A 26,916-nucleotide genomic window follows, 5' to 3' on the forward strand; every position below is an offset into this window, starting at 1 on the left:
ATATTTATTTTCGGTGCAGTTCGAATAGAAAAAAGGTGGCTGTTGACCACCTTTTTTTGTTACTCAGTCAAACTTTGGCGTATCATATGCTTCATAGGCTTTGCGCAGAATCTCAAAGCTTTGCTTTTTTCGTTCATGGTACGTTGGTAGATCCCATTTGTCCCATTGGTACAAGAGTGGCTTGGAAGCTTCCCGCGAGAATGGCTTCTGATTGGAATGTGCAAATACTTCCACTCCAACACCTTTACTTTCGGTTGGTACGATTCCATTCGCCTCATACGGATATTTCCAAACCTGTTTGCTGCTCGGGTCAGTATAACCCAAAAGCATCCAAGGAATGCGTATTTCCAAAACATTGCCCTTTGCATACCAATCTGCCAGTGAGTTGTACGCCGGATCTTGCGGATCAGAAATCCCTGGCTTCATGATGCCCACTTCCAGCTCTTCGAAAGGTACTGTTTTCTTGGTTTCCGGTAAATACAATGCTTTGTTGAGTGCCAGCTTCCATGGCAAGAATATGCCCCTATCTGCTTGATCATATCGCTCGTCCCAAGGCAGCATTCCCTTGATGTACCCATATAGCCAACTATGCTGATCATAGGCGCTATTGACAAAAATGCGAGAATTGCTGTCCCCTTGCATTCGCAACAAAAATTCGATTTCTTGGGAAAATGTAATACCTGGTACTTTATCAGCAGTTCGACTCCCACCACTTAGCGTATCAAAACCAATGTCCACCCTGTCCTTTGAGAAATCCCAATCTCCTTCGCTCTTCTTTAGCATGAGAAACAAATACGCTTCATCGTGTGAAACAGATAGATCAAATCCCGGATAAGCACGTTTGACTCGCTGAAGTCTTTTTTCCCAATCTGCTGTTTTCCCATCTAGGATGATCTGGTCAGAGGCGTAATTACCCGGTTCCACCGCGATGACGCCGAATTTTTCCTCGTTCGTCAACGGATTGTTCCACATCGCCCTCCTCTCCCAAGGCAGCTCCAGGTCAATCGTATTCCAGGTAAATTTGAACCATTCATCCTGCCATGCGAATAAAAGTGCGCCATCATAACCTTCTTCATAAATATTGCGCAGCATATCGGCGTTCATCTCGCCTTGCTCTTGTTCCGTATGCATTCCTTGGTTCCGTCCAGCAGGCCCATAATGAGTCATTCCCCGTGAGCTAGGTACGCCATATTCGGCAACCAACAACGGGATTCCTTTATGGTGGGCACGCAGATCACGCAAGTATCCGGCATACGGGTCTATCTTGCCGCTGGAATCTCGGTACTTTTGGTACTTTTCCTCATATCGCAAAAAGTCTGGGTAATACGGATAGACATGATAAGCGGCAAAGTAACCGGCTGTCCATTCCGCCGATGCTTTCAGATTCATCGGATCGATCGAGACCATATCCTCTTGCGGCAGCGGCTCATTGGGATGCGACAGAGGATCAGTCGTCAGCCAGTTTGTGAACGATACTGGATGCTGCCAGCCGTATTTCATCTCTTCCTCAGCCAAATCATCTAGCATGAAGGCAAGCCAGCTTTCAAAAGGAGACGCTTTTTCCGTTGCCATGATATATTTTCCCTGGTAAGGAGGCATGTCCAGATGAGAGGCATTCGTCACCTGTACCGTATACGGATGCCACTCTGTACCGAGTATCCATCCTACCAAGTATTCCGACACATCTGTTCGGTATCCACCGCTTGCACGACCGTACCGCTCTGGGAGAGTCACGTCTCCATGGACTACTTGTACAGCGTCTTTTATCTCTTGGCGAAAATCGTTGGTTATCTCGGGAGTAAATGCATCCCGTCCTTTTCGATCTTCACCCGCCAGTGCTTCATCCGGCGACCAGATTCCTTGCAGCAAGAGCAGCGGCTCTTCCTGTTTTTGGTTGAACTCATGTAAAGCCTCATAAAAAATCGGAGGTAGAATCGTATAAATGCGGACGACTTTGTTATTCATTTCCTTCATCTGCGAAAACCAGCGCAAGTAATCTTCGCGGGTCGGGGAGAGCTCTCCAGGATAGTGCCCTGGTGTCGTTGCACCCAGATTGATTCCCGCCCAAAACACGGGTTCCCAGCCTTGCCCGGTATAGAGAGCAATATCCCCACCGTCTACTTTGGCAACCAGCTTCTTGCCTTCACCTTCAAATACAGGCATCGGTTTTGACGCTTTGCTTGCTTCCATCTGTGCTTCGCTTTTTTTGACCAGTTCCCTCCACTTCTCGTAATCATGGATGGCGTATCCGGCGTAGCCTCCAAATTCTTCGAGGTTATCTTCGAGAACGGCCAGTTGCTCCTCCAATCCGCCATGCCCTTCCTCATAAAAGGTTGTGTTTTCTCCCTCTGCGCTTTGCAGCAGGTTAAGGCCTACGACCACTTTGTTTTTTTGATCGTTAGTCTCGTTCATGATCGGATTTACAATTTCCAATACCCCGTTCGGTCCCTCTACCCTGTCGCGATAGGCCATTAACGTTACATGATCTAGCGTGCTGACCAGCCATTTGCTGACAGTTTCCGATTTATCTGCCAGCGACAGCTCGTACATCCAAAACGGGATATCGACACTTAGCTCCAAAGCCTGGTCCTTTTTGATTTCCGCGGACAAGTACTCGATATTGGCTACCCATTCGTTTTTGATTACTTCCTTGTTCTCATTCCATTCGGGTAGTACGTGAGGTTCAATATCGAGATGGAGGCCGCTAAATCTTTCACCTTCTCCTGCTGATTTATTATAGGTCTGAACCCAATTTAAAAAGGTGGTAATACTTTTTCGATTGGAAACGAGAGACCATACCGGATCTCCTGCAAGAGCATCCACGCCAATTCCAGATGCATTTGCTTCCTTAATAAAGGAACGATAATCTTGATGGGCAACATTTTCTTGGTCAATATGCAAATAAATGAGATTGACGCCATGTTCCTTGGCAAATGCAATGATTTCTTCTCTTTCTGTAACAATAAGCTGCGTATTCCAAATCCAGGTCGCGATGATCGGCGGAGTCCTATACAAATAAGCGATGATTGCGATCACTGGTATGATGATGATCAAAAAACCAAGCAGTAGCTTTTTTTTACTTGATCGATTCTGTTCTGGTTCCATGCTGTCTGTAAAAATAAGACATCCTCCTACTGACTGCGATTATGTTCGGGTTGCCATCAACCGTTTGGCATACTGCTCTTTGATGCTTTGGCGTTCTCTGGCGATGGCCAAAGCGTCGTTCGGAACATCATCTGTGATCGTAGAGCCTGCGGCTACATAAGCACCCTCCCCGATGGTAACTGGAGCTATCAAATTGGCATTGCAACCAATAAAGGCGTGATCGCCAACGATCGTTTTATGCTTGCGGACGCCATCATAGTTGACAGTGATTGTACCGCACCCTACGTTTACATGTTCACCAATTTCAGAATCACCAATATACGAGAGGTGAGCAACCTTTGCACCTTTCCCGAGACGTGAATTTTTCAATTCCACAAAATCTCCGACCTTCGCCTCCTCACCTACATCTGACCCTGGACGAATATAGGCATAAGGGCCAACCGTTGCACCGTCACGAATCGTGCTATTACATGCATTCGAGTAACGAAGTTCTACCTTACCTCCTACCACGCAATCACTTAAGTCTGCATTCGGTCCGATGACACAAGCGGGTCCAATTATTGTTTTCCCCCGGAGGTACGTTCCCGGATGAAGAACCGTATCAGGTCCGATACTCACATCTACATCAATATAGGTAGTGGCTGGATCAATGATCGTCACCCCGTTTTGCATATGATGCTCATTGATTCGCATACGGAGCACTCTCTCGGCAGCAGCTAACTGGATTCTGTCATTTACGCCGCCCCCCTCTGCCGCATCATCGGTCATGTAAGCGGCAATCCGTTCGTTTTGCTCCTTTAAAACGCTTAAAACATCAGGCAAATAATACTCTTTCTGAGCGTTATCATTTTTCACACGGGAAAGAGCTTGAAACAGCTTCTGGTTGTCGAAACAATACATGCCTGTATTGATCTCGCACACTTGCCGTTCTTCTGCCGTTGCATCCTTGTGCTCCACAATCCGTTTAACAAAGCCCTTTGCGTCGCGGATCAATCGTCCATATCCTACCGGGTCGTCTACTCGTGCAGTTAATACAGTTGCGGCTGCTTGTTGGGTTTCATGCTGCTCAAGCAGTTGCACCAGCGTTTTCTCCCTCACCAATGGCGTATCTCCGCTCAACACGATCGTTGTCCCCTGTTTGTTATGCAACAGGTCAGCCGCCATCAACACTGCGTGGGCAGTTCCTAATTGCTCTTGCTGGTATGCATAGCACACCGAAGCACCGATCTGCTTTTCTACTTGCTCGGCTCCATGACCGACAACCAAAACAATCTCGTGGATTCCAAGAGCATGTAATCGGTCGAAAATATGCTGAATCATCGATTTTCCACAAACCTCATGGAGCACTTTGCAACGCGTAGATTTCATGCGTGTTCCTTTTCCCGCTGCCAATACGATTGCATAACGACTACTCATATGATCCTCCCATCCTATCCTCTTATTTGCCTTCATTGAAGTACGGCTTTACTCTGTTAACAAGATCCTGGACAATCTCTCGCGTTCCCATTGTTGTTGTCTGTTGACCTTTCTCGTAAACTTGAATCATGATCTCTATCAATGTTTTTTGATCAAGAATTTGGTCAGTGGAATCCATCATGGACACTTCAGCCCCTTACGGAATGAATGTAAATCCAACAAGTCGAAATGTGGAAAGAATCCCGACCTCTATAAGCAGACGGTTCCGGGATTCTTCCAAATCATTTTTGCTTATTCAACGGTTACACTTTTGGCAAGATTCCGTGGTTTGTCAACATCATTGCCTAATGCCAGTGAAGTGTAATACGAGATCAATTGCAGCGGAATAACGGACAAAATGGGGGTAAACACTGGCAAGGTAGCAGGCACAAAGCATACGTCATCTACATTTCTGTGCAGCTCGACATTCCCTTCCAGCGTGATCGCTAACACATTCCCACCTCGTGCTTTGACTTCTGTGATATTGCTAACCATTTTTTCTTCCAGCTCTTTTTGTGTCACCAAGGCAATGACAGGAGTACCTTCTTCAATCAAAGCCAGCGTACCATGCTTCAATTCCCCCGCAGCGTATGCCTCTGAGTGAAGGTAGGAAATTTCCTTCAGCTTTAGGGACCCTTCCAGTGCCACAGCATAATCAATGCCTCGACCGATAAAGAACAGGCTGGTGTGATTTCTTATGGATTCGGCATAAACACGAATCTCATCCGCATGCAGGAGTGCCTTTTCAGCCTGTTCCGGCAACTGTCTCAGATGGGCAATCATGAATTCTCTCTCGTTTTCCGCAAGAGTCCCCTTCACTTGAGACAGATACAATCCGAGCAGATAGAAAACGATTGCCTGTGAGGTGTACGCCTTCGTTGAAGCGACAGCAATTTCCGGTCCAGCAAAGGTAGCAAGCACATGATCAGCTTCACGGGCAATAGAGCTGCCCTGAACATTAGTAATAGCCAAAACCTTTGCTCCTAGTCGCTGACCTTCCCGCAAGGCTGCGAGTGTATCAGCCGTTTCACCCGACTGACTCACGACGATGACCAGCGTTTTTTCAGATAATATAGGGCGTCGATATCTGAATTCTGAAGCGACATCGACCTCTACCGGTATCCTTGCCAATTCTTCAATCACATGCTTGCCAATCAGCCCTGCATGATAGGCGGTACCGCACGCTACAATGAATATTTTCTCAAAGCCTTCGATTTGTTCTGGCTGCAATTGCAAATCTTTCAAAACAATACGCTTTCCGTCCTCGTCAATCCGGTTGACCAGGGTATTTCGGAATGCATTTGGCTGTTCGTAAATTTCTTTTAGCATGAAGTGTTCAAAACCATCCTTCTCCGTCTGTTCCACATTCCAATCTACACGGAATAAATCACGTTGAAGCGGTTCGCTTGTTTCCACTTTCATGAGAGAAACGCTGTCTTTTTTAAGAACTGCCATTTCCCCATCTTCCAAAATAACAATATCACGCGTGTGCTCAAGAACGGCTGAGATATCCGAGCCAATGAAGTTTTCTCCTTTGCCCACCCCGATAATTAATGGACTTGCCAATCGGACTGCCACTATTTTATCTGGCTCGTACTCGCAAACAACGCCGAGAGCATATGCCCCTCGCATCCGAAGTACTGCATTTTGAACCGCAGCGATGAGATCGCCTTCGTATAATACAGCAATGAGATGAGCAATGACTTCTGTATCGGTCTCCGATGTAAACGTGACCCCATGATCCAAAAGATCTTGTTTGATTTCCAGATAGTTTTCGATAATACCGTTGTGGACAACAGAAAACTTTCCCGATTCATCCGCATGCGGATGTGAGTTTTCGTCTGATGGGCGACCGTGTGTGGCCCATCGCGTATGTCCAATTCCCAAAGAACCTTGAATCGGAGAATGGTCGAGCCGCTCTTCCAAAACGGCCAGTCGTCCTTTCGATTTGCAAATCTTCATTTTTTCTCCGGTAAATATCGCGACACCAGCCGAGTCATAGCCGCGGTACTCCAACTTCTGCAAACCATTTGTCAGGATTTTTTGGGCTTGCCCCTCACCAATGTATCCAACAATTCCGCACATACGATTGCCTCCCCTGTTACGTAATCTTCAGCCAGTTTCTCAAGTTAAGCCAGAAGTACGAATCGTTCTTCCTCGACGTGCATCTTTGCCGGATTCCCCAGCTTGTAAATGTGTTGACCCGTTATGCTGTCAAAAGCATTTCGTGTATCAATGATGGCTACTCCCAAGTCAGCAAACTTCTGATAGTCAAAGCTCTTATGATTCGTCACGAGCACCATGCAGTCGTAATTTTTCATTTGATCCACGTCATATGAAATGGAACGGACCGTATTCCCACGTTTGTCCACAAAGCTTAGTGCATACGGATCGTAGTAATCTACATGTGCCCCGTTTTCCTGGAACAACTCATATATATGCAAGCCCGGAGATTCACGAAGATCATCGATATCAGGTTTGTAAGCCATCCCCAAAATAAGAATTCGTGAGTTTTTAATCGATTTTGCATAGAGATTCAGTACTTGTGCAGTCTTGTTGATGACATAGTCCGGCATATTGTCGTTAATCGATTGCGCCAGTTCGATAAATTTACTATGAAAGCGGAATCCTTTTGCTTTCCAGGAGAGATACATCGGATCAAGAGGAATGCAATGTCCGCCAATTCCAGGGCCTGGATAAAACGGCATATAGCCAAACGGTTTGGTAGAAGCCGCTTTAATAACCTCCCACACATTGATCCCCATTTTGTCGCACATTAAAGCCATTTCATTGATAAAGGCAATATTTACACTCCGGAATGTATTTTCCAATAATTTCGACATTTCAGCTACCTTTGGTGAAGAAACCGTTACTACATTTGTAACTAGGTTTCCATACAGCAGGGCACCCAGCTCTAAGCACTTCGGTGTGGTTCCCCCGATTACTTTTGGCGTATTATGTGTATTGAATGAATGATTACCTGGATCTACTCGCTCAGGAGAGAAGCAAAGGAAGAAATCCTTTCCGACTGTTAGGCCCAGCTTTTCGAACTCCCATTGAATCAATTCTTCTGTCGTTCCTGGGTACGTTGTACTTTCTAGGGTGATCAAAAGGTTTTTCTTTTTGTATTTGATTATTTCTCGGACGACTCCCTTAATAAAGGAAGTATCCGGGTCTTGATTTTCACTGAGTGGTGTCGGAACACATATGCTGACCGCATCAAGCTCCTTGAGCACCCGGTAATCAGTGGTCGGGAAGAATCGTTGAGCAGAAAGGCTTGATTGGACCAATTCGTCCGGAACGTCCTGAATATACGACTTGCCTTCGAGCAAAGTTTCCACCTTTCGTTGGTCCAAATCGATGCCATAAACAGAGAAACCGCTTTTTGCCATTTCCATAGCCAAGGGCAGACCAACATATCCTAGCCCGATTACCCCCACTTTTACGGTTTTTGATTCCATTTTTTGCTTCAACTTTGCGAAGTAGCTCATTTTTTGTTCCTCCCTTTTCTCTGTGTTTAAGACAATAGACTTCTCACTCGTGCTTCCAAGTCTACGGGTGAAAATGGCTTCCCTATATAATCTGAGACTCCTAGCTCGAATGATCTTTTCTTGTCGTCTTCCAACCGTTTGTGGGTTAACACCACGATTTTCGTACTATGCGGAACCGCATTGCTCTTCTTGATTTTGCTGATGAGCTGGTAACCGTCCTCAATGGCCAAATTCAAATCGGTGATGACAGCGTCTGGTAAAAATCGCTGGTATTGCTCCAGTGCTTCTCTTCCGTTTTCAGCCAAATAAATGCAGTAGCCTTTTCTTTGTAAATAGATGCGCAAAAACTCATTCACGGTCTCATCTTGCGAAACAAGCAAAAGACTTTTCTTTGCTTCAGATGATCTTTTACCGCCGTATATGTGAATGTCACCAGCGATTCCCTTACCAGCAGTAATCTCCTGTACCATACCACTTAGGATTTGTGCTGCTGATTCCCCCTGTTCAGGAAAGCTTGCGATGAATACAGGACCTGCCAACATATGTCGGGCCTGTAAATGTTCCTTGATGAAAAGAGAGTGAAAGTGAGTATTACTTAGCATTTGATCGCCTAACAGGATTCCCAGCGTGCTGCTTTGCTTGTCGTAAAAACAATGGATATCGGTAAGTCCCTCTTCTTTTGCCAAAGACATTTTCAAATTTTGGACCTTTTCTTCATTGCTTCCATTCGTTACAGCCAGAATAATCCCGCACGGCAACTGACTCGATTCATAGAAAGTAAGTACATGTTCAAAGGCTTGAAATAAAGGAAACGAATATGCTTTTGCAATCTGACTCACACTATCTCCCTCCTATGCCCTTTTCTCTATGTTTTCCAGCTTGTTCTTGTCATGGTCCCCCATGTATTGTTGTTACGCATAAATTCGATATGTCCCAAAAATCTCCAAATGACTCCTAACTGCTGATACCCCAAAAACATGAAGAAGAGAAATGCCAACATTTTGAAATTATCGCGAACTCTTGTGTAACGTTTGAAGGCCAACTCTTCGATAAAAAGGGAGCCGATCCCGAGCAACACACCAAATAAGAGATTCAGCAACGCATAGATAGCTAGGAGCCTCCACTGGGTCATGTCCATGACTGTATATCCCAGCAGAGCTAAAAAACCGGTAAACCTGAAATAAGGATTCAAAGTTTCGAAGATAATGTTATAGGGAAAGGTAATCAATCCCACTACTTTATACTTGGGTCGGCCGACTATATGAATGCCATACTCCAGCATGTTTTTTAGGTTACCACGTCCCCATCTCCTTCGCTGGCTACCCAGTATTTTCAGCGTATCAGGAGCCTGCGTCCAGCATACGGCATCCGGACAAAAAGCCACACGATACGGAAGTTTTTTTTCGAGCATATATTTATGCAGCTTGATGATAATGTTCATGTCCTCACCGGGATATCCCCCTCGATAACCACCGGCTTGGACAACGAAATCTTTTCGAAATACGCCAAAGGCACCTGACACAATAATCAGTCCGTTGATCGAACTCCAACCGATCCTTCCTCCGAGGAATGCCTTTAAGTATTCAACACATTGAAACATGGGCAAAATTTTGTTGGGAAGGTTCACTTTTTTTACCATTCCATCTTCAATTTCACAACCGTTTGCAATTCGGACGATGCCACCAATCGCGACTGTTTCTTCTGGGTTTTCCATGTATACCTTGGCGATACGGATCAATGCGTCCTTTTCCAATAACGAATCAGCATCGATGGAAGCAATCAAAGGATAATGGGAAAGATTAATTCCGGCGTTTAGTGAGTCTGCTTTTCCTCCGTTTTCCTTATCAATCATATATAAATTGGGATACTGCGGATTGTAATAAACGCCTCGTACCTTAGATGTTTCCAATACTCCGGAACCCTTCGCATGCTCCGTACGCGTCAACTGGAACTCATTTAGCATAACTTGCAACGTTTCGTCGTTTGAACCGTCATTAATAACAACGACCTCGTACTTGGGATAATCCAGAGCAAGAAGGGAACGAACGTTTTCGATAATAGTCAATTCCTCGTTATAAGCAGGAACAAGAATCGAAATCTGCGGAGCATACTCTGATCCAGAGAGTGACTGAAAGCGAGAATACATAGAGCTTTTTATGATGGAAAATATATTTTTGACGGACAAGGATAGAATCGTTAAATAGAGCGTCTCAATAACGATCACGTAATAAATAGCAAAGATCCCGTATGCTTGCAAAAAGTCCCTCATGTTTGTCTCCTTTCAGCTATAGTTACACTGCATGAACGTAACGATTTTTCTTGTTCAACTGTTCTTCCTCATTCATCCGCTTTTTGTACCGCACCTGGTTCACGGTATACATTTCAACAATTTCAGCATCCTGACAAACTACCGTATCGTTAGCCTTCATCAAGGACTCAATCACTTCGGCTGCCAATACAGGATCATATTTGAATAGCAGCTTTACTGCCTGGATCCGTACTTCCCTATCTCTCGAATCGATTTGTCGATATACCAAATCTGCAATCTCCGCAGTTAAAGGAGCAGTCCATCCAATCAAAGCAATTTTGATCAAATCCTTGTCCGTACTTCGCAAACAATCAAGCAATAAAGGAGTACAATCCAGCTCTGTCTCTTTCATGATGTCAACGACAAGATGGCAATTGCTTTTTCGATGCTTTACGAGGAGAAATAACATGTTCCTTACATCGTCCAGATTTCTCGCACACTTCGAGATAGATCTCGCGATGATAAAATGGGTGGGATCGAGTTTTTTTGTATGCAGCAATTGCAGTAATCTTGGTACAGCTTCCCCAGATCGCATGGCTCCTACATGATAGGCAGCGTCAATTCTTATCCAATGGAAGCGACTGTACAGCCTTTGGATATTTTGATTGACGAGCCCTGTATCCTCACAAAGTGCGATGATTTTCTTTTGGTGGCTCCCTGTAAGTGATTCGATCCATTCAATGAGTTTTTGTTGCAGAACGCGCAATTCCAAGCGATTTAATTGCCAGTAAGGCGGGTTCAGTCTCTCCGGCGAGTCCATGTGCGACTGGATATAGGTGAAGTAGTCTTGAAACTGTCCAGCGTAAACGTTTGTTTTCCTTTCCAACCACAAGTTCCTTGATTTAATCACCAAGATTGCCAGAAAAAATAGTATAATTATTACAAATAACAGACAGATTACCGTAACTGCTTCAGACAAATTAGCTTGCAGAATGGATCTCTCCTCTCCAATTTTTTGTAAGTTTTTCTGTGCATTCCTATCCATGTTGCTTTTAAAATTGGCAGGTGCAAACGTAGTTCCGGCTTGTTTCTTTCGCCCTTCTCATTTTCTTTATAAAGAACAAATTTTACTTTTCGTTCTGTATAAAGAACAACTTGGGATTAGTATCCAGCACGGACAACGGAATGTAAAATATCAATTTCCTCTAAAAATAGGCCAAAAATAGCCGAAAATCGACTTTATTGTAGAATATCGTCTGAATATCTCGCATTTTCTCGACATTAATAACGAACATTACGTTTCTTATAAAGAACAACTAAAGATATAGATACTAAGCCATGCCGACCCATCGTATCATCTAGTAGGAAAGTAATTTTTTGGCATTTCCAGTAAACTTATACTGTATAAATGAGCCAAACGACACAGGACTAGTCCCATAAAAAGTTGTGTTCCAGTTATTTTGCCGTTATAATAAATGAAGAGATTTAAAGGGGTGGCTATGACATGATCGGCTCGCGTATCCAGCAGCTTAGAATAGACAAAAGCCTTTCTCTTTCTGATTTAGCTGAGCGCGCTGGTGTCGCCAAGTCTTATCTAAGCTCAATCGAGCGCGGCATTCAGCGTAATCCTTCGATTCAATTTCTTGAGAAAATTGCACTAGTATTAAATGTGACGGTAGACACATTGCTTCAGGATAAAGAGATTCCTTCCATTGAGAATGTTGATGAAGAATGGTATGAGCTGATCGAAGAGGCTATGAAATCCGGGGTAAGTAAAGAACAGTTTCGAGAGTTTTTAGAGTACAATAAATGGCGAATCAATCGAGATAAATAAAATTGGTGCCAGCACTGGTATAGTGATGGCTCTTTATTTTTTGCAATAATTTAAAACAAAAGTCACAAATACAAGATTTACATCTGAAACTGAATTAAGTATTATTTCTCATATAAGCTTTTTACCTTCTATTTTTTTCAACCATTTTTTGGGTATTTTATTTGTTTTTTACAAAAGGAGGGTAAAGAGGAACGAACATGAAAACCACTTCATCTCCTAAAGATCCCCTGGATAAAGAATGGATTGATCTTATATTTACTGCACGCAAAATGGGGATATCTATTGAGGAAATTCGTTTTTTTCTCGTGAACGCTCCTCTTTCTTTAGAGGAGGAGAAAAATGATTATAATAGGACTTCCTACAGGGTTCCTTACTAATTCGAAAATCATGGAAAAAGCACAGGTTTATTAGACCTGTGCTTTCTCATTTTGCATCTGCTTTTTCGCGATATAGTCTGACTCGTAATATTGCAAATCATTACGCATCTGTTCGAACACTCTGGACAGGGACAAGGTCAACTGCTGCAATTCAGGGGTAACCTGCTTGCGGAAAACGATACAGTCCTGACCCGTATAGGCCAATCGCGCATCTTCTTCGTAAACCTCACCTTTGGGATAATAGAAGTTATTTATACAGGTATGGTAGACCTGATACAATACTTCCTCGGCAAACTCCTCATGAAATCGTGCGCGCCGGAGGGATACTCCCAGCCTTTCGTATGCATTTTCGCAGTAAACCAAAAGGTGGCGCAAGTCGGAAAGATAGTTACGGTAATACGTTTCAAATTCTTCAGGATCACCTGACGTGGATACGAGACCAGCTAGAGTAACCTGATTCAAAAAACGTTCCACTTCCATGCTGACCTTTTTCAACTTGGTGTACGTCTCCTCGCACAATTGCTTTAGATGAGTCGCTGACATAAAGTCCCCCTAATGTTGAAGAATCTGCCTTTTTTATAATAAGTATAAAGGAAAGATTATTTATTACACAAGGGTTATTTTTATACAACCAGACCGCTTCACAAGATGATAGATAGCATCGTATAAGCGCAAATAAGGCTACGCCAAAGGTTTAGCGTAGCCAAGTTTTCCTATTCAATTGCCATTTAAACCGCCGTTTGCTCACTAACTTTTCCCTTCATTTTCCTTATCTGCAACAAATAAATGAGATAGGCAGCGAACAACCCGATGAGAGTCATGAAGCCGAGAACGACAAAGTCATTCATGACAGCTGACAGACCATGTCCCTTCGTCAAAATCTCTCTGACACCATTCAAGAAATACGTCAGCGGCAAAGATTTTGCAATCGCGACAATTCCAGTCGGCATCGACATGAGTGGCCAAGTATAGCCAGATAACATAAACGAAGGTACTGCAATCATCATCCCGATCTGAGTAGCTTGGAGCTGGCTGCTGGACACAAAGGAGATGGCATAACCAATAGCCAATACCGCCAAGTTAAACATGGTAGCCAGTAGCATCAGGTCGAACGTGCTTCCGTAATAAGGGATATCGAAACCTTTTAACATCAATGTAAACGCTAGGAACATGTTGAGGGTTCCTGCCAGAAAGTACGGCAACAATTTGCTCGCCGTGATCGCGAAGAAGCTATGGCGAGAGAGTGTATCCTTCCAGGTACCCTCTTCTTTTTGTTGGGCAACCGACAATACGATTCCAAGAAACAGCACTTGCTGTAGCACTGTACCTGCGAGTCCGAATACCATGAAGGACAAATAGCTGAAGGTCGGGTTATACAGCACTCTGTATCGATAGTCGATACCCGTAAACATGTTTTTCCCTTTTTCTCCCCATCCGCCAATTGCTTCCATCTTCTTCAGCGTGGTTCCTGCTGAAACAGATTTAATCGCAGTATTCGCCGCTCGAACTGCCGTATTCGAAATCATGATGTTGCTGCCGTCGATAACAGTCAGTACCTCTGCCTCTCTCCCAGCCTTCACATCCTTTTCTAATCCAGCAGGAATGATCAGGGCGATATTTGCTTCGCCCTTGTCAACCAATTTCATTGCTTCTTCTTCTGTTCCTACAACGGACGTGATCCGAAATGTATGATCAACCTCAAAGGCGCGATAGAGCTCACGACTCAATTCTGTTTGATCGGCATCCACCATCACAGTAGGGATCTCCATCACTTTTTTCTCACTGTACAGAAAACCGAACATTGTTAAATAAATCAGCGGAACGAGGAAGAGAATATTACGAATGGTTTTGTTTGCAAAAAGATTTTTCCATTCGCTCCAGAACAGGTGAGAGAAACTATTCACCATTACCAGCTCCTTCGAGTTGCCACTCAACTGTCAGGCCTGGACGCAATTCCGGATCGGACACCAACAACTTCACTTGGAAGGAACGAATGTCACGATCACCGAGTTCTTGTGTCGCTTTTTTTACGGCAAAGTCAGCAGCAGGAGCTACAGTAACCACTTTGGCGTCTACTTCTCTGTTCAGAGCTGGGACAAACAATTTCACTTGATCGCCTGTTTTCACATTCGCGAGCATGTATTCATTCACATAAAATTTGACATAGTTGTCTGATTTCGTTTGGAGCGTCAAAACGGTGAAACCTTGCGAAACCAGCTCTCCCTTTTGAACGGCAACTGCTTTTACAATACCGTCAACTGGAGCTGACAGCTTGGTGTTGTTCACATAGGCTTCCATTTCAGCCAGCGCACCTTTTGCCTGCATGACGTTCGCTTCTGCGGATTTAACATCCAGCTCCTTCAAGCCTACTTGGCCTCTCCCTGCTACAGCTTGGTTGTATGCAGCTTTTGCTTGATCCAGTTGTGCTTGTGCGGCATCGACCTGCTCTTTGCGCGAACCAGTTTGAGCCATTTTCAACTGTTCTTCTGCTGCTTTAAACTCCGCTTGCGCCTTGTCTGCTTGCATCTGCGCCTCTTCCACTTTCACTTGTGGAACGGCACCCTCCGCCATTAATTTTTTCATTCGTTCCAAATTCGTCGCGGCAATTTGATTCGAAGTTTGTGCTGCTTGTAATTTCGCTTTGAGCTGCGTAATTTCTTCTGAACGCGCTCCATTTTTGTTCGCGTCAAGCTGCGCTTGCGCCGAGCTGACTGCTGCTTTTGCTTGGTCGACTTGAGCATTGCTGGAGTTATCTGTCACGGATACTCCTTTTTTCGCCTGATCAAGCTTGACGAGAGAGAGCTTGTAAGCAGCTTCAGCCTGCTCTTTCTTCGCGAGAATCTCTGCGCTGTTTAGCGTGGCAACGACTTGCCCTGCCTTTACTTCGTCTCCTTCTTTTAGGGAGAGCTGTTCGATGGAACCACCCATTTTAAAAGAGAGATCTACCTCTGTTCCCTCGATTACACCTGCTAATTTCGTTGAGTTCTTACCAGCCATGCTACTCACATTTGAACCAAACAATACGGTTCCAAGTACTGCAATACTGACTACAAAGCTACCTATACCGATCCATGCACGTTTGTTCATCTGTCTTCTCCTCTTGTTTTACGTTTCTCTAGACGTTATTTGGTTTAAAACATTCCAGAAAGCATGTAACGAAGCGTCTGTTTATCTGCGGCACTGTTCACTGGCTCTTTGCGAAATTGCTTGCGAAGCACGGTAAAACCAACCATGCCGAACAATGCGGAAGCGAGTGTACGAATATCGATATCTGCCCGGATATACCCTTGCTGCTGCAATTCCAGCATGTGTGACTCCATTGTGCTGAAATAGCCACCTAACAGATTGCCAACCATCCTGTCGCGCTGTCCATCTCCTGAGAACGCACTCAGCAACAGGAAACACAAATCTTGATTCTCGGAAAAGAAGCGAAGATGCTCATCCAGCACATTCAGAATGCGATCCTCCAAGGAAAGCTCTTCATTTTGCATTACATTATCTACATGGTAAATCAGCATCTTCACGCCTTTTTCTATCACGTACAAAAACAGCTCTTCCTTTGTGGAAAAGTGATAATAGAGTGTTCCTTTTGCCACCTGCGCCATTTCCGCGATTGCATCCATGGTCGTTTCGCTATATCCCAATTGGGCAAATGCGGTTAAAGCTCCATTTGCAATTTGATCTTTTTTAGATGGTGCCATCACTCCTGTCCCCTTTCAATTTTTTGAACTGACTGGTCAGTACAAAGATTATATTACGAATACTTCCTAGTTTTGTCAAGCAGCCATTCCTTCTATGTATAAAAAAAAGATCGCTTTGTGGGCGATCTTTTACTTCTCGATAATTTGAAGGTATGTTTCCATGGTTGCAGGCATTGGCGCGACACCGAGGCCCTCCCTCAGTTTTGCTACACATTTCTCGTACCAGCGAATGGCCTGTGTCCGATTATTTTGCTGATAATACGCAGTCATTAGTAAGCGGTACGACTCCTCCCAGCAATCATCCACCCGCAGAATCGCTTCACACCAGCGGATTGTTTTTTCCAATTGCCCATCCTCTAGCATGATTTTGGCTACCCTCTCTGCTCCGCGTAAAAACAGTGCCTGCACTCTCTCACGCTCTTCTACGCACCAATCCTCATAACGGCATTCCGGCATGTAATCGCCCAAGTAATACGCAAGCCCTTTTTCCAAAAGGATGGCTCCCTGACGCCGGTCTGATTCTGCCAAGCCCAATGTAACGAGCTTCTCGAATTCTTCGACGTCCATATGGTAGCCCGATGCCAGATTGAAACCGTAAGAGCTGCCATGGCGTTGAATGAAGAATGTATCTGTTCTGGCGGCACGATCTGGCTCGAGGGCTTTGTTCAACGCATTCAACGACACTTTAAAATCGCGGATTGCCGCTTCCTCGATACTGTCTGGCCAAAGTCGGTTCATGATTTCTTCCCGGGCTAACAAATGATGTCTCTTCGTCAATAAAAGCTGAAACAACAGCTTGGCCGTCCCACGCTGCCATGCCTTTTCGCTCAGCTCCCGCTCTCCCAGCCATACACGGAACGCGCCCAGCGTCTGAATACGAAGCGTATAGCCGGGGTGGAAGGTCACGTTTTGCAAGCCCAAATCATTTAACAGCTGAGAGACGTAATCCGGTGATACCTTCCGTCGCTCTGCCTCAATCAAAATCGGCATAAGCTGTTGTACATCATGTGGGGTAAGCAGGGTCGGTCGCTGCAAAAGGAATTGATATTCACCGGACTTCATCAAGGACAGAGCTTGCGTCACCGCAGGTACAAACAAATCCCATTGTTTTTTGCGATAAGCCAAGAAGCTCAGCCATAATTGGCAAATGACTACACTGTAGCTATCCCCGCAGTGACTAAGTCGGTCGGCACAGTCGATAAAGGTAGCCCATGCTTCCTCTTCTTTACCATATTTCGCATAAGCAATCCCAATCGCCATCCGTACCAGACTGCCTAACCAGTCGTCGCGCATTGCCTCTGTCTCTTGTATCCCCCTGTTGCCATACAAAAGGGCTTGGTCGAGTGCCTTTTCTCTTGCGTGAAGCAGGGTTAGTCCCAGAAGCGTTTCTGACTTTCCGCGTGTCGACTGGAGCTCCTCCATGATCTGCAAACCTTTTTCATAAAGCTGGCGAATCTCATCCATAGGTAATGTTTGACTGATGAGGGCAGCATGGGCTTTTCGAACATAGCCATTTGCCTCTACAAATGGTGAATGCGCTGCACGTCCGAGTTGGATCGCAGTTTCTGCGGCTTCCCACCCCCTCTCCCATTCGCCATTCAATGCATACACAAAAGATAGCAGCAAAGAGGTTTCCCGATACGATCTGGTCAGCGGAGGATGCTTCCTCTGTTCTACCTGCCACTTACTCTCCAGGAGCTGAATGGAGGACTGCAATCGGCCAGTACGGAACAACAGGCGCGATTCCAGCTCAACCTCCGTCTGCTGCTCTAATTCCTGACTCCGTTCATACCAAGCTGCCGCCTGTTTGGCATCTCCGCGATTCGTATAAATTTCTGCCAGCAAACGGTATAGCCTCGGTGCCATTTCATTCTCTTGTTCAAATGGGGGCAAAAGTTGAATCGCTCTCTTAAGCAGTTCTTCTGCCCGGACGCCTTGTACGCTGTCCAGATGAACGCGTGCTTGCCCTTCCAGCCCGCGGCACAATCCGATTTGATCTTGCTTGTGTTCACATTGTTTCAAAAATTGCTCATAAGAAGAAAAGGCCTTCGCATACAGACAGCGATAGCGTTCTACTTCACCCTGATAAAACAGCAGCCAATGCTGTTCGCACTTGATGTTCTCTGGTAACAGTGTTATCCACTCGTATAAAAAATCCAGCTTCCCTGCTTGCAGCAACCTTTCCGATGCTTGGCACAACCATTCACCCAGCACCTCCCACTGCTCGACGAGCCGCAACCGCCCAAAAGCTTTTGCCTCGTCCCCTTTACGTCTGTACCAGCCTGCGGCCTTATGATTGACATGCACGTACGTCGCTTGATTCGCAGCCAGTTTACTAGACAGGAGACGCTGGAAAAGCGGATGAAAGGAATAATGAGATCCTGCCTGGACATGCAAAAAAAGATTACAACGCTGTGCTTCATACAGGTGCTCGATGTATCCTTCCCCGAGTATTTGCTTGCAATCCTCCAGGTCGAATTGCTCGAGAACCGCTGCCTCCATCAAGAAGCATTGCATACTTGCATCCAGCTGTGTCCAGACTTCCACTTCCAGCAAATGCAGCAATCGCGATAACTCACGCAGACTGTCAGAAACCGTCTGCCCCCTCGTTACCATTTCACCAAAAGTGCGCAGCGCCATCACCCAGCCTTGCGCCACCTCTTCTACACGGCCCCAATCGTCTTCGGACAGCGTTATGTCGTATTGATCTGAATAAAAGGCTTCACTCTCCTCCAACGTAAAAGAAAGGTCATTTGTTGTAAGTTCCAGACACTCGCCTCTTGCGGACAACAAGTCGAGATTAGACCACTTCAGTCGAGAGCGCGTTAAGATGACCAGCTTGACTTTTTGTGGGAGAGCCTCGGCTAACCGTTGAATAAATCGATCGACGTCACTACCATCATCTATTCGTTGGTAATGGTCCAAAACAAGTATGTGGTCCACCTGGAGTTGTACACATTCCCCGACGAACCAGTCGACCAATACCTTACTGTCAATGGAGGGCACCGGACTTTGCTCAGTGATACGTATGAGTCGCTCTCGCAATACCTGTCCAAAATCGGAATGAATCTGACGAACGCTTTCGACGAGACAGATGACAAACGCAAGAAGGGCATCGTCTCCATCCTGGATCGTATACCAGGATGCAGCCAGTGCTTCATCATGCAAAAATGTAGCCAGAGAAGTCGTTTTGCCATAGCCTGTCCCTGCATGAATGAGACAAAGCTGCGTATATTTCAACAGGCGTAATTTTTTTGCCAATGCAGGTCGCCGTAAGACATATGGCTTCTGTCCTGGAGGAGTTATTTTGGATATAGGGATGTGGATTGGAATCATAAAATGTGCACTCCTTGCCGTTCTCCTGCTCTTCTTTGACTATTTCCCCATTTCTAACTATTCTCCTGCCAATTGACTCTTAATCAACAAAAAGCCCACCCGGGAGTCCAGGTGGTGCTCATTCAATCCACTAAATTATATCCAATAACAGTATATCCAATATCATTTAACAAAACTTGGAATTCTTCGTCACTAATGTGCTCTCCGTGTGTAATTCGTGAATGCAAATTTGCGATTCGGTCATAAACAGCGCGATTGGTGGAGACGTATAATATGTTGAAGCGTGTTTCTGCCTGCAAGCGTGACCTCATCCGATCCACGACACGTTTATGCAGCGAATCTGGATGTCCATTATCGACTCGCACAATTTTTCCAGGTGTATACGGGATCGACGTCCGCGGATTGACTTCGTCAGGCTTCGGAGTATCGACTGGCAGCACACCTACAATCAAGTTATCCTTGTACGCTAACACCTTGATATCGGTTACACCGGGCAGCTTTTCCGCATGCCCTTCCAAGTGTGTCACGAGCTGCGGCTCACGCTGATGAACCATCTTTTGGCTAATCATGGCTGCCGGTCCTTTATCCCTAGCGACGTTATCGTTCTGGAAGTTAATCCCGAGAGATTCAAATTTGGCCTGATTTCCGTTCTGATCTTCGGTGCCCTGTTCTTTGTTAGGCGAACACCCTGTCAGCAAGCCGGCAAACAGGAGCACAGCAATGATACTCCCACTCATTCGTCTCACAACAAAAACACCTCCTTGCACTTAGTGTGATGTGCAGGAGGTGTTCTTACTCAGGAAGTAGCTGCCTTAATTCGCCTTTTGGAAGTCACCTTCAAATGTATCTTTTTTGCCGTCTTTTTCAGCTTTGAGCGCGTAGCTTCTGATTCCATCATTCGTGGATTGGTAAAACTCAAAAGTACCTTCAGCAGTTACTTCCACTTCGTATGTTTTGTCTTCCAACGTTACGGTAACCTCTGTTCCAGGTTCTACTTTACCGACGATTTGGTAAACTCCCAAATTGGCTAAAGAAAAGGTCTTACCTTTAACACTTTCCTTGTCAATAAATGCAACCTGCTCAGGCTTTTTCTCGTCTGTTGCTGGTTTCGTCGGATCTTTTGGCTTTTCCTGTTGTCCGACTTGATTAGGGTTCACATTATCCGCAATCAAAACGGTTTGCGTTTTTGGATCCCACTCTACTTTGTAACTCAGCGCTTCCGCAATAAAACGAACAGGTACTACAGTACGCTTGTTCACAATCTGTGCAGGCACGTCCAGGTTGATCGTTTGTCCATTTTTCTTGGCAATTTTTTGTGTAACGACCAATCTGATGTTATCTTTCCCTTTATTAATCGTTACGGTACGAGTAGCTTCGTTCCACTGCACTTCAAAACCGAGGCTTTCTGCAATCGGACGAATCGGAACCAGTGTACGCCCCTGGCTGATAATAGGTGCTTGGTCAGGAAACGCGATTTGTTTTTTATTGTACTCCACTTTAACAGCAGTCTGTACTGCTTTCGGCGCAACAGGTGCAGATGCTGCCGCTGCAGAAAACGCTGCCATTGGTACCAGGGCGATCGCTAGCAGTAATGAGGTTACTTTTTTAAGCAAAACATTCACTCCATTTCCAAAAAAGTTCATACGATTCTTAATCTACTATAGGATGAGGACTGTTTCAAGAATTTCCTACAGTCTCCCTTTCAAAAGATCGTTCTTTCCTAGTAGTTCTCTTCCATCTCGTTACTTTTTCCTCCTCCTTTTGACCTAATTTCAAATTGTTACAAAAATGCAACCATCTTGCTTTCCAAAACCGTTACAATAGACAAGAAGCGACAGTATTTTATCTTGAAAGAGGCAATGACTGATGAATAAATTTCTCCCTTTCCTCATCCTGGCACTTATCTTAACGTTAATTCCTCCAGTAGGAAGCTCCGCCAATACGACGGCCATCCAATTGGGAAGTGATGTACTGTTCAATCAGTTCCACCATCTCATTGAAGGCAAAAAAGTCGGGTTGATTACGAATCAAACAGGTCTGAACAGTCAAATGGTTAGCACGATCGACATGTTACGACGTGATCGCTCCGTCCATTTAACCACTCTCTATGCACCTGAACATGGCCTCGACGGAAAAACGGTCGCAGGAAAACAAGTAACGAGCTTTGTTCATCCCGTTTACGCTATACCGGTCTACGGCTTGTCTGGATCAACTCGCAAGCCGACACCAGAAATGCTGAAAGACATTGATATTCTTCTCATCGATTTGCAAGATATCGGATCGAGAACCTACACATACATATCTACCTTGCAATACGCCATGACAGCTGCAAAGGAACAAGGAAAAGAAGTAATGATATTGGATCGACCGAATCCTCTCGGCGGAACAATTGTCGAGGGTCCTGTAGTTGAACTGCCTTACCGCTCCTTTATCGGAGTGGACACCCTCCCGCTTGCACATGGCATGACGATCGGAGAGCTGGCATTGTTTTTCAACCGTACCATCGGTGTAGACCTTACCGTCATTCCGATGCAAGGGTATGCACGCAGCATGATTTATCAACAGACAGGTTTAGCCTGGATTCCGAGTTCTCCGCATATCCCTAACTTGACCTCGGTTTTCGGGTATATGGCAACTGGTTTGGGTGAGGGTACCCCCATTCGTCAAGGCGACCATTTCACCTGGATCGGGGCTGAGGGTCTGGATTCGCACAAGTACGCCGATCTGTTAAATGGAAGTCTTCTGCCTGGTGTCATCTTTATTCCTGAGAATAAAGGAACTGCCGGGGGCGTACGCCTTCAGATCAACGATCTACATCAGTTTAACCCTGTAAAAACAGGTATTTACGCGCTGACCTATGCCAAGCAATTGCAGCCATTCCCTATGCCAAAAAGTACAAGTATGCAAATCTCCATGTTCGACAAGGTGATGGGTACCAACAAAATCGGTCTGCTTCTCGAACAAGGCAAATCCCCGCAGGAGATTGTTTCTTCCTATGAAGCGGATCTTAAGAAATTTGTAGAGCTGCGGCAAAAATATTTGATCTATGGCGATGAACCGTTTATCCCAATGCAGCCGATTCAACAGAAACAACCGAAACAATCAAAGCAGCCTGAACAACCAAAGCAACCAGAACAACCGAAACCATCTAAGCCAGAAAAGCCAAAGACACCGACTCCACAGCAGCCTGGCAATAATAATGGAACGACCAATCCAACGAAGAAACCTGAACCAGCTACAAAACCGATTCCTCAGACACCGAAGTCTTCTGAGAAGATCGCTTATTTAACCTTTGACGATGGACCTTCTTCAGTAACTCCACGCGTTTTGGATACGCTGAAAACGCATCAGGTTAAAGCTACCTTCTTTATAGTAGGCCGTGAGGTAGCTGGTCATGAGGCCATTCTCAAAAGGATTGTAGCTGAAGGGCATGCGTTGGGAGGACATTCGTATTCCCATAATTATCAACTTGTTTACAAAAACATGGAGAGCTTTTTTGCAGACCTAGAAAAAGGCAGTCAAATGATTGAAAAAGCAACCGGCGTAAAACCAGCAGTATTCCGCTATCCAGGTGGCAGCACGAATACCGTCAGTTTGAAATATCAAGATCCCAAACGTTATAACAAGCAGCATACAGTCATGCATGCGATCAAAGCAGAGGCGCAACAACGTGGCTATTCATTTATCGACTGGAATGTAACAAACGGCGATGCAAGAAGCAACAAATACACAGCCGCTCAAACACTGGCCAATATAAAGCAGCAAGTAAAGTCACAAAAAGAAATCGTCGTCTTGATGCATGATTCCAGTACCAAGTCACCAACAGCTGAAGCTCTCCCAGAAATCATTTCGTACTTGAAAGAAAAAGGCTATCGTTTTGAAGTCATTCAAGCCGATCGTCCAACTGTTTCCAACGTAAAATAATCACAGCAGCAAAAAGCCCGCTCTGTAATAGAGCGGGTTATTTTGTATGTTAGACCTTGTGACTGGCTAAGTCGTCAGTTTTTCGTATCGGAGGCGCAGCTCTCTTTTCAAAATTTTTCCGCTAGGGTTTCGAGGAAGATTGTCGGCAATCACTACATATTTGGGTGCTTTGAAGGAGGAAAGACGGTCTTTGCAAAAAGCAAGCATCTCGTCAGCAGTCAGTGACTCACCTGCTTTTGGCACAACGACAGCCGTCACTGCTTCGATCCAGTACGGATGGGGAACTCCGATCACTGCGACCTCAGACACTTTCGGATGTTGATATATAAGCTCCTCAATCTCCCTGCTTGCAACGTTCTCTCCCCCCGATTTAATCATATCCTTTTTCCGATCAACGACCGTGATATAGCCTTCTTCATCCATGATGCCCAAATCCCCGCTGTGAAACCACCCACCATGGAAAGCAGCCCGTGTCTTTTCCTCATCTCGGAAATACCCCAGCATCGCATGACTGGTCCTGTGTACAATCTCACCAACACTTCCACGCGGGACTTCATTCCCATCATCATCGACGATTTTCGTTTCTACATGTAACGCTGGCTTGCCTGCAGAGCCCGCTTTTCTCATCTGATCCTTCGGCTGTAAAACAGTTGCTAATGGAGCCACTTCCGTCTGCCCGTAAAAATTGTAATACTGTGCGTTCGGGAGACGTTGACCAAGCTCTTTTAACACTTCTACAGGCATGATCGCAGCACCGTAATAGCACTTTTGCAAAGAACTCAAATTGCGCACGGCAAAATCGGGAGAACGCAGTATTGCAATCCATACGGTTGGCGGGCAAAACAACTGAGTAGCCTTATACGCCTCTACCGTCTGCAGCATCAACGCAGGGGTTGCCTGTTCCAAAATAATACCGCTCCCACCTAGGTACACGTACGGTCCCAAAAAGCAATGAAGCTGCGCACTATGGAACAAGGGAAGCGCGTGAACAGCCACATCATCCTGCGTCATCCCGCCTTCAATGATCGCACTGACATATTCGGAGATAATGCTTTTATGCGTGAGCATAACGCCCTTTGGCTTTGATTCCGTTCCGCTGGTATACAAAATCTGTACAACATCTTCATCCGCTATATCTACTTCAGGCTCATGGTCGTCTGCCGCTTCCATCAGCGTGCGAAAAGGCAACCATCCCCCTGCTTGTACTGTAGGTTTGGACATGAGGGAAAGCAGCTTGGGGGAAATTCCAGCTAATTGGAGTCCGTCTTGAGCGAGCTGCAGGAATTCGGGGGATACGAAGCACGCACTCACTTCCGCATGACCCAAAATATAGGCGACATCTTCCTTATTCAACATGAAGTTGATCGGCACCATGATGACTCCTGCTTTCGCTAGCCCAAAGTTCAGAATCGCAAAATCCATCGAGTTGCGTGAAAGTACAGCTACCCGCTCCCCTTTTTGCAAGCCTTTTGAAAGAAGCGTATGAGCCGTCTTATTTGCAAGCTGATCAAGCTGCGTGTAGGTCAATACTTCTTCCTCAAAGTACAGGGCAGGCTTATCAGGATTTCGCCCACGACTTCTTCGTAAAATATCGCCTAGTGCATTTCTACGAACCCGTTGCGCTTCGAGCATGCAAATTCCCCCATCACTTTTAGTCTCCTCTCCATTATATAATAGTTTTCTTTATTTTCTGATATTTTTACAATAAAGAAACGACAACTTACACTCAAAGCTCTCAACCATAAAAAAGACCCCAGCTTCTCAACTGGAGTCGGTTCATTTGTATTTATGGCGGAGGGAGCAGGATTCGAACCCGCGTGAGCTTGCACTCTAACGGTTTTCAAGACCGCCCCGTTATGACCACTTCGGTATCCCTCCGTATTTCAACAATACTTACTATATCACAGCTCTACTATTTTTTGCAAGAGCCTTGTATCCATTTCCTTTATCGTTTGAAGGCAACGAGTTTCAATTCCGTCATTTCTTCTATCGCGTATTTGACCCCTTCCCGACCAAGTCCGCTTTCCTTTACGCCACCATAGGGCATATGGTCCACGCGAAAAGTCGGAATATCATTTACCATCACACCACCCACGCGCAGCTCTTCTGCCGCTTCCAGAGCCAACGACAGATTGTTGGTATAGACACCAGCCTGTAATCCATAGCGGGAATCATTGACCAACGTAATGCCTTGCCGGACGGACTCCACTGGATTAATCAGAACGACAGGACCAAATACTTCCTGACAAGAAACTTTTGCCTCTGCCGGAACACCCGTCAACACCGTAGGTTGGAGCATCCGATCCACGATCTGTCCCCCACACTCCAAACGTGCCCCCTGCTGGAGCGCCTCATGAATCCACGCCATCGCACGTTCTGATTCGCGTGGATTGATCATAGCGGAATAGTCCGCGTCCTCAGAGAGCGAATCACCACCGCGAAGTGCTCGTGTGTGTTCAACAAACTGTTGGACGAAATCATGATAGATTTCTTTGACCACATAAATTCTTTGCACAGAGATACATACCTGCCCAGAATAGGCGAAGGCGCCAAAAACGCATCGGGGTATCACATCATTGAGTTGCACATCGCGATCAACGATTACTGCCGAATTCGATCCCAGCTCGAGCGTGACTCTTTTCATGCCCGCTCGATTGCGTATATCCAGCCCAACACTTGGGCTCCCTGTAAACGTCACCGCCCTGACTCTCGGGTCAGACACGATTTTATCGCCAACACTCGCACCACTGCCAGTGATAACATTTAGGGCTCCTGCAGGCACACCCGCTTGCTCTGCGAGCTCTGCGAGAAACAATGCGCTAAGCGGTGTCTGCGATGCAGGCTTGAGAACAACCGTATTGCCAGCAGCGAGAGCAGGTCCGACCTTATGGGCGACGAGATTCATGGGAAAATTAAAGGGTGTAATGGCACCGATGACTCCCAGTGGTTCACGCACGGTGTAAGCCAGGCGCCCCTCTCCGCCGATAGCTGCATCGAGTGGTACAGTTTCTCCATGGAGGCGTTTGGCTTCCTCTGCCGCAAACTTATACGTCTGAATGGTTCGGATCACTTCACCGCGGGCTGTTTTAATTGGTTTTCCCGCTTCTATTGCGATGATCCGTGCCGCTTCCTCCAAACGTTCATTCATCAAAATTGAGATTTTTTCAAGCAGGAAGGAGCGTTGATAGGCAGGAAGACGCCGCATGACGGCTGTCGCTTCGTGGGCCGCAGCAATTGCTTTTTCAACCAATGATGAGTCTGCTTGCGAAATTTGTGCAATCTCTTGACCCGTACATGGAGAGAATAGCGGTGCATGAGCAGTGGCTGGCACCCACTCTCCCCCGATAAAGCACGTTTTTTTCATTGGTATCCCCACTCTCATTGATTGGAGTTCACCTCCAAACATTCTCCCTCATGCGCATGCCTTCCTGTCTTGATTTTGAAA

At 45.6% G+C, this 26,916-nt stretch carries 20 protein-coding genes and 1 tRNA gene; 3 read left to right on the forward strand and 18 right to left on the reverse strand.

Annotated features, from left to right (window positions below; all coding sequences use genetic code 11):
- Positions 1-63 precede the first annotated feature (63 nt).
- The 8 genes from HPY27_RS09730 to HPY27_RS09765 all read right to left on the reverse strand — a co-directional run bounded on the left by HPY27_RS09730 (position 64) and on the right by HPY27_RS09765 (position 11,185).
- On the reverse strand, positions 64-3,105 hold the full coding sequence (locus HPY27_RS09730; RefSeq protein ID WP_174224858.1) for a hypothetical protein: 3,042 nt from the start codon (positions 3,103-3,105) through the stop codon (positions 64-66).
- A gap of 39 nt (positions 3,106-3,144) precedes the next feature.
- Positions 3,145-4,521, reverse strand: coding sequence for a bifunctional UDP-N-acetylglucosamine diphosphorylase/glucosamine-1-phosphate N-acetyltransferase GlmU (gene glmU / locus HPY27_RS09735; protein WP_174224859.1), 1,377 nt, complete (start codon positions 4,519-4,521; stop codon positions 3,145-3,147).
- Between the two features lie 22 nt (positions 4,522-4,543).
- Positions 4,544-4,702, reverse strand: coding sequence for a YwzD family small protein (locus tag HPY27_RS09740; protein ID WP_017247788.1), 159 nt, complete (start codon positions 4,700-4,702; stop codon positions 4,544-4,546).
- A 110-nt stretch (positions 4,703-4,812) separates the two neighbouring features.
- Positions 4,813-6,645: a glutamine--fructose-6-phosphate transaminase (isomerizing) gene (gene glmS / locus HPY27_RS09745; protein ID WP_174224860.1), complete on the reverse strand. Its 1,833-nt coding sequence runs from the start codon at positions 6,643-6,645 to the stop codon at positions 4,813-4,815.
- Between the two features lie 44 nt (positions 6,646-6,689).
- Entirely contained in the window at positions 6,690-8,051 is a 1,362-nt protein-coding gene (locus HPY27_RS09750) for a nucleotide sugar dehydrogenase (protein WP_174224861.1), read from the reverse strand.
- A 26-nt stretch (positions 8,052-8,077) separates the two neighbouring features.
- Complete coding sequence (locus HPY27_RS30580; protein ID WP_017247785.1) at positions 8,078-8,890, reverse strand: response regulator transcription factor; 813 nt, start codon at positions 8,888-8,890, stop codon at positions 8,078-8,080.
- Between the two features lie 26 nt (positions 8,891-8,916).
- A complete protein-coding gene (locus tag HPY27_RS09760; RefSeq protein ID WP_174224862.1) occupies positions 8,917-10,320 on the reverse strand; it encodes a glycosyltransferase family 2 protein in 1,404 nt (467 codons plus the stop codon).
- Positions 10,321-10,342: 22 nt separating this feature from the next.
- A complete protein-coding gene (locus HPY27_RS09765; RefSeq protein ID WP_174224863.1) occupies positions 10,343-11,185 on the reverse strand; it encodes a hypothetical protein in 843 nt (280 codons plus the stop codon).
- Positions 11,186-11,803: 618 nt separating this feature from the next.
- Between HPY27_RS09765 and HPY27_RS09770 the strand changes: the two genes are divergently transcribed.
- Together HPY27_RS09770 and HPY27_RS09775 are read left to right on the forward strand one after the other, a co-directional pair.
- The gene (locus tag HPY27_RS09770; RefSeq protein ID WP_017247782.1) at positions 11,804-12,133 is read left to right on the forward strand and encodes a helix-turn-helix domain-containing protein; all 330 of its coding nucleotides are present in this window, start codon (positions 11,804-11,806) and stop codon (positions 12,131-12,133) included.
- 197 nt (positions 12,134-12,330) lie between these two features.
- A complete protein-coding gene (locus HPY27_RS09775; RefSeq protein ID WP_173624259.1) occupies positions 12,331-12,510 on the forward strand; it encodes an anti-repressor SinI family protein in 180 nt (59 codons plus the stop codon).
- 30 nt (positions 12,511-12,540) lie between these two features.
- Here HPY27_RS09775 and HPY27_RS09780 read toward each other — a convergent pair whose 3' ends face one another.
- From HPY27_RS09780 to HPY27_RS09810, 7 genes are all read right to left on the reverse strand, one after another.
- Positions 12,541-13,053, reverse strand: a complete 513-nt coding sequence (locus tag HPY27_RS09780) for a DUF3907 family protein (RefSeq protein ID WP_174224864.1) — start codon at positions 13,051-13,053, stop codon at positions 12,541-12,543.
- Positions 13,054-13,238: 185 nt separating this feature from the next.
- Positions 13,239-14,417, reverse strand: coding sequence for an ABC transporter permease (locus HPY27_RS09785; RefSeq protein WP_173624257.1), 1,179 nt, complete (start codon positions 14,415-14,417; stop codon positions 13,239-13,241).
- Positions 14,407-15,597: an HlyD family secretion protein gene (locus HPY27_RS09790; protein ID WP_017247778.1), complete on the reverse strand. Its 1,191-nt coding sequence runs from the start codon at positions 15,595-15,597 to the stop codon at positions 14,407-14,409. The genes HPY27_RS09785 and HPY27_RS09790 overlap by 11 nt, the downstream gene beginning before the upstream one ends.
- A 44-nt stretch (positions 15,598-15,641) precedes the next feature.
- Positions 15,642-16,211: a TetR/AcrR family transcriptional regulator gene (locus tag HPY27_RS09795; protein ID WP_026042999.1), complete on the reverse strand. Its 570-nt coding sequence runs from the start codon at positions 16,209-16,211 to the stop codon at positions 15,642-15,644.
- Positions 16,212-16,340: 129 nt separating this feature from the next.
- Positions 16,341-19,547, reverse strand: a complete 3,207-nt coding sequence (locus HPY27_RS09800; RefSeq protein WP_173624255.1) for an ATP-binding protein — start codon at positions 19,545-19,547, stop codon at positions 16,341-16,343.
- A 122-nt stretch (positions 19,548-19,669) separates the two neighbouring features.
- Positions 19,670-20,284: a YhcN/YlaJ family sporulation lipoprotein gene (locus HPY27_RS09805; RefSeq protein ID WP_217368932.1), complete on the reverse strand. Its 615-nt coding sequence runs from the start codon at positions 20,282-20,284 to the stop codon at positions 19,670-19,672.
- Between the two features lie 75 nt (positions 20,285-20,359).
- Entirely contained in the window at positions 20,360-21,190 is an 831-nt protein-coding gene (locus HPY27_RS09810) for a copper amine oxidase N-terminal domain-containing protein (protein ID WP_174224865.1), read from the reverse strand.
- A gap of 223 nt (positions 21,191-21,413) precedes the next feature.
- Between HPY27_RS09810 and HPY27_RS09815 the strand changes: the two genes are divergently transcribed.
- Positions 21,414-23,471: an exo-beta-N-acetylmuramidase NamZ domain-containing protein gene (locus HPY27_RS09815; protein ID WP_017247774.1), complete on the forward strand. Its 2,058-nt coding sequence runs from the start codon at positions 21,414-21,416 to the stop codon at positions 23,469-23,471.
- A gap of 66 nt (positions 23,472-23,537) precedes the next feature.
- Here HPY27_RS09815 and HPY27_RS09820 read toward each other — a convergent pair whose 3' ends face one another.
- The 3 genes from HPY27_RS09820 to HPY27_RS09830 form a co-directional block, all read right to left on the reverse strand.
- Entirely contained in the window at positions 23,538-25,103 is a 1,566-nt protein-coding gene (locus HPY27_RS09820; protein ID WP_174224866.1) for an acyl-CoA synthetase, read from the reverse strand.
- Positions 25,104-25,260: 157 nt separating this feature from the next.
- Positions 25,261-25,349: transfer RNA gene (locus HPY27_RS09825), tRNA-Ser, on the reverse strand.
- Positions 25,350-25,416: 67 nt separating this feature from the next.
- Entirely contained in the window at positions 25,417-26,835 is a 1,419-nt protein-coding gene (locus HPY27_RS09830) for an aldehyde dehydrogenase family protein (RefSeq protein ID WP_026042998.1), read from the reverse strand.
- Between the last annotated feature and the right edge of the window lie 81 nt (positions 26,836-26,916).

Origin of the sequence: Brevibacillus sp. HB1.1, assembly GCF_013332445.1 — a bacterium.
GTDB classification, from domain to species: domain Bacteria; phylum Bacillota; class Bacilli; order Brevibacillales; family Brevibacillaceae; genus Brevibacillus; species Brevibacillus porteri.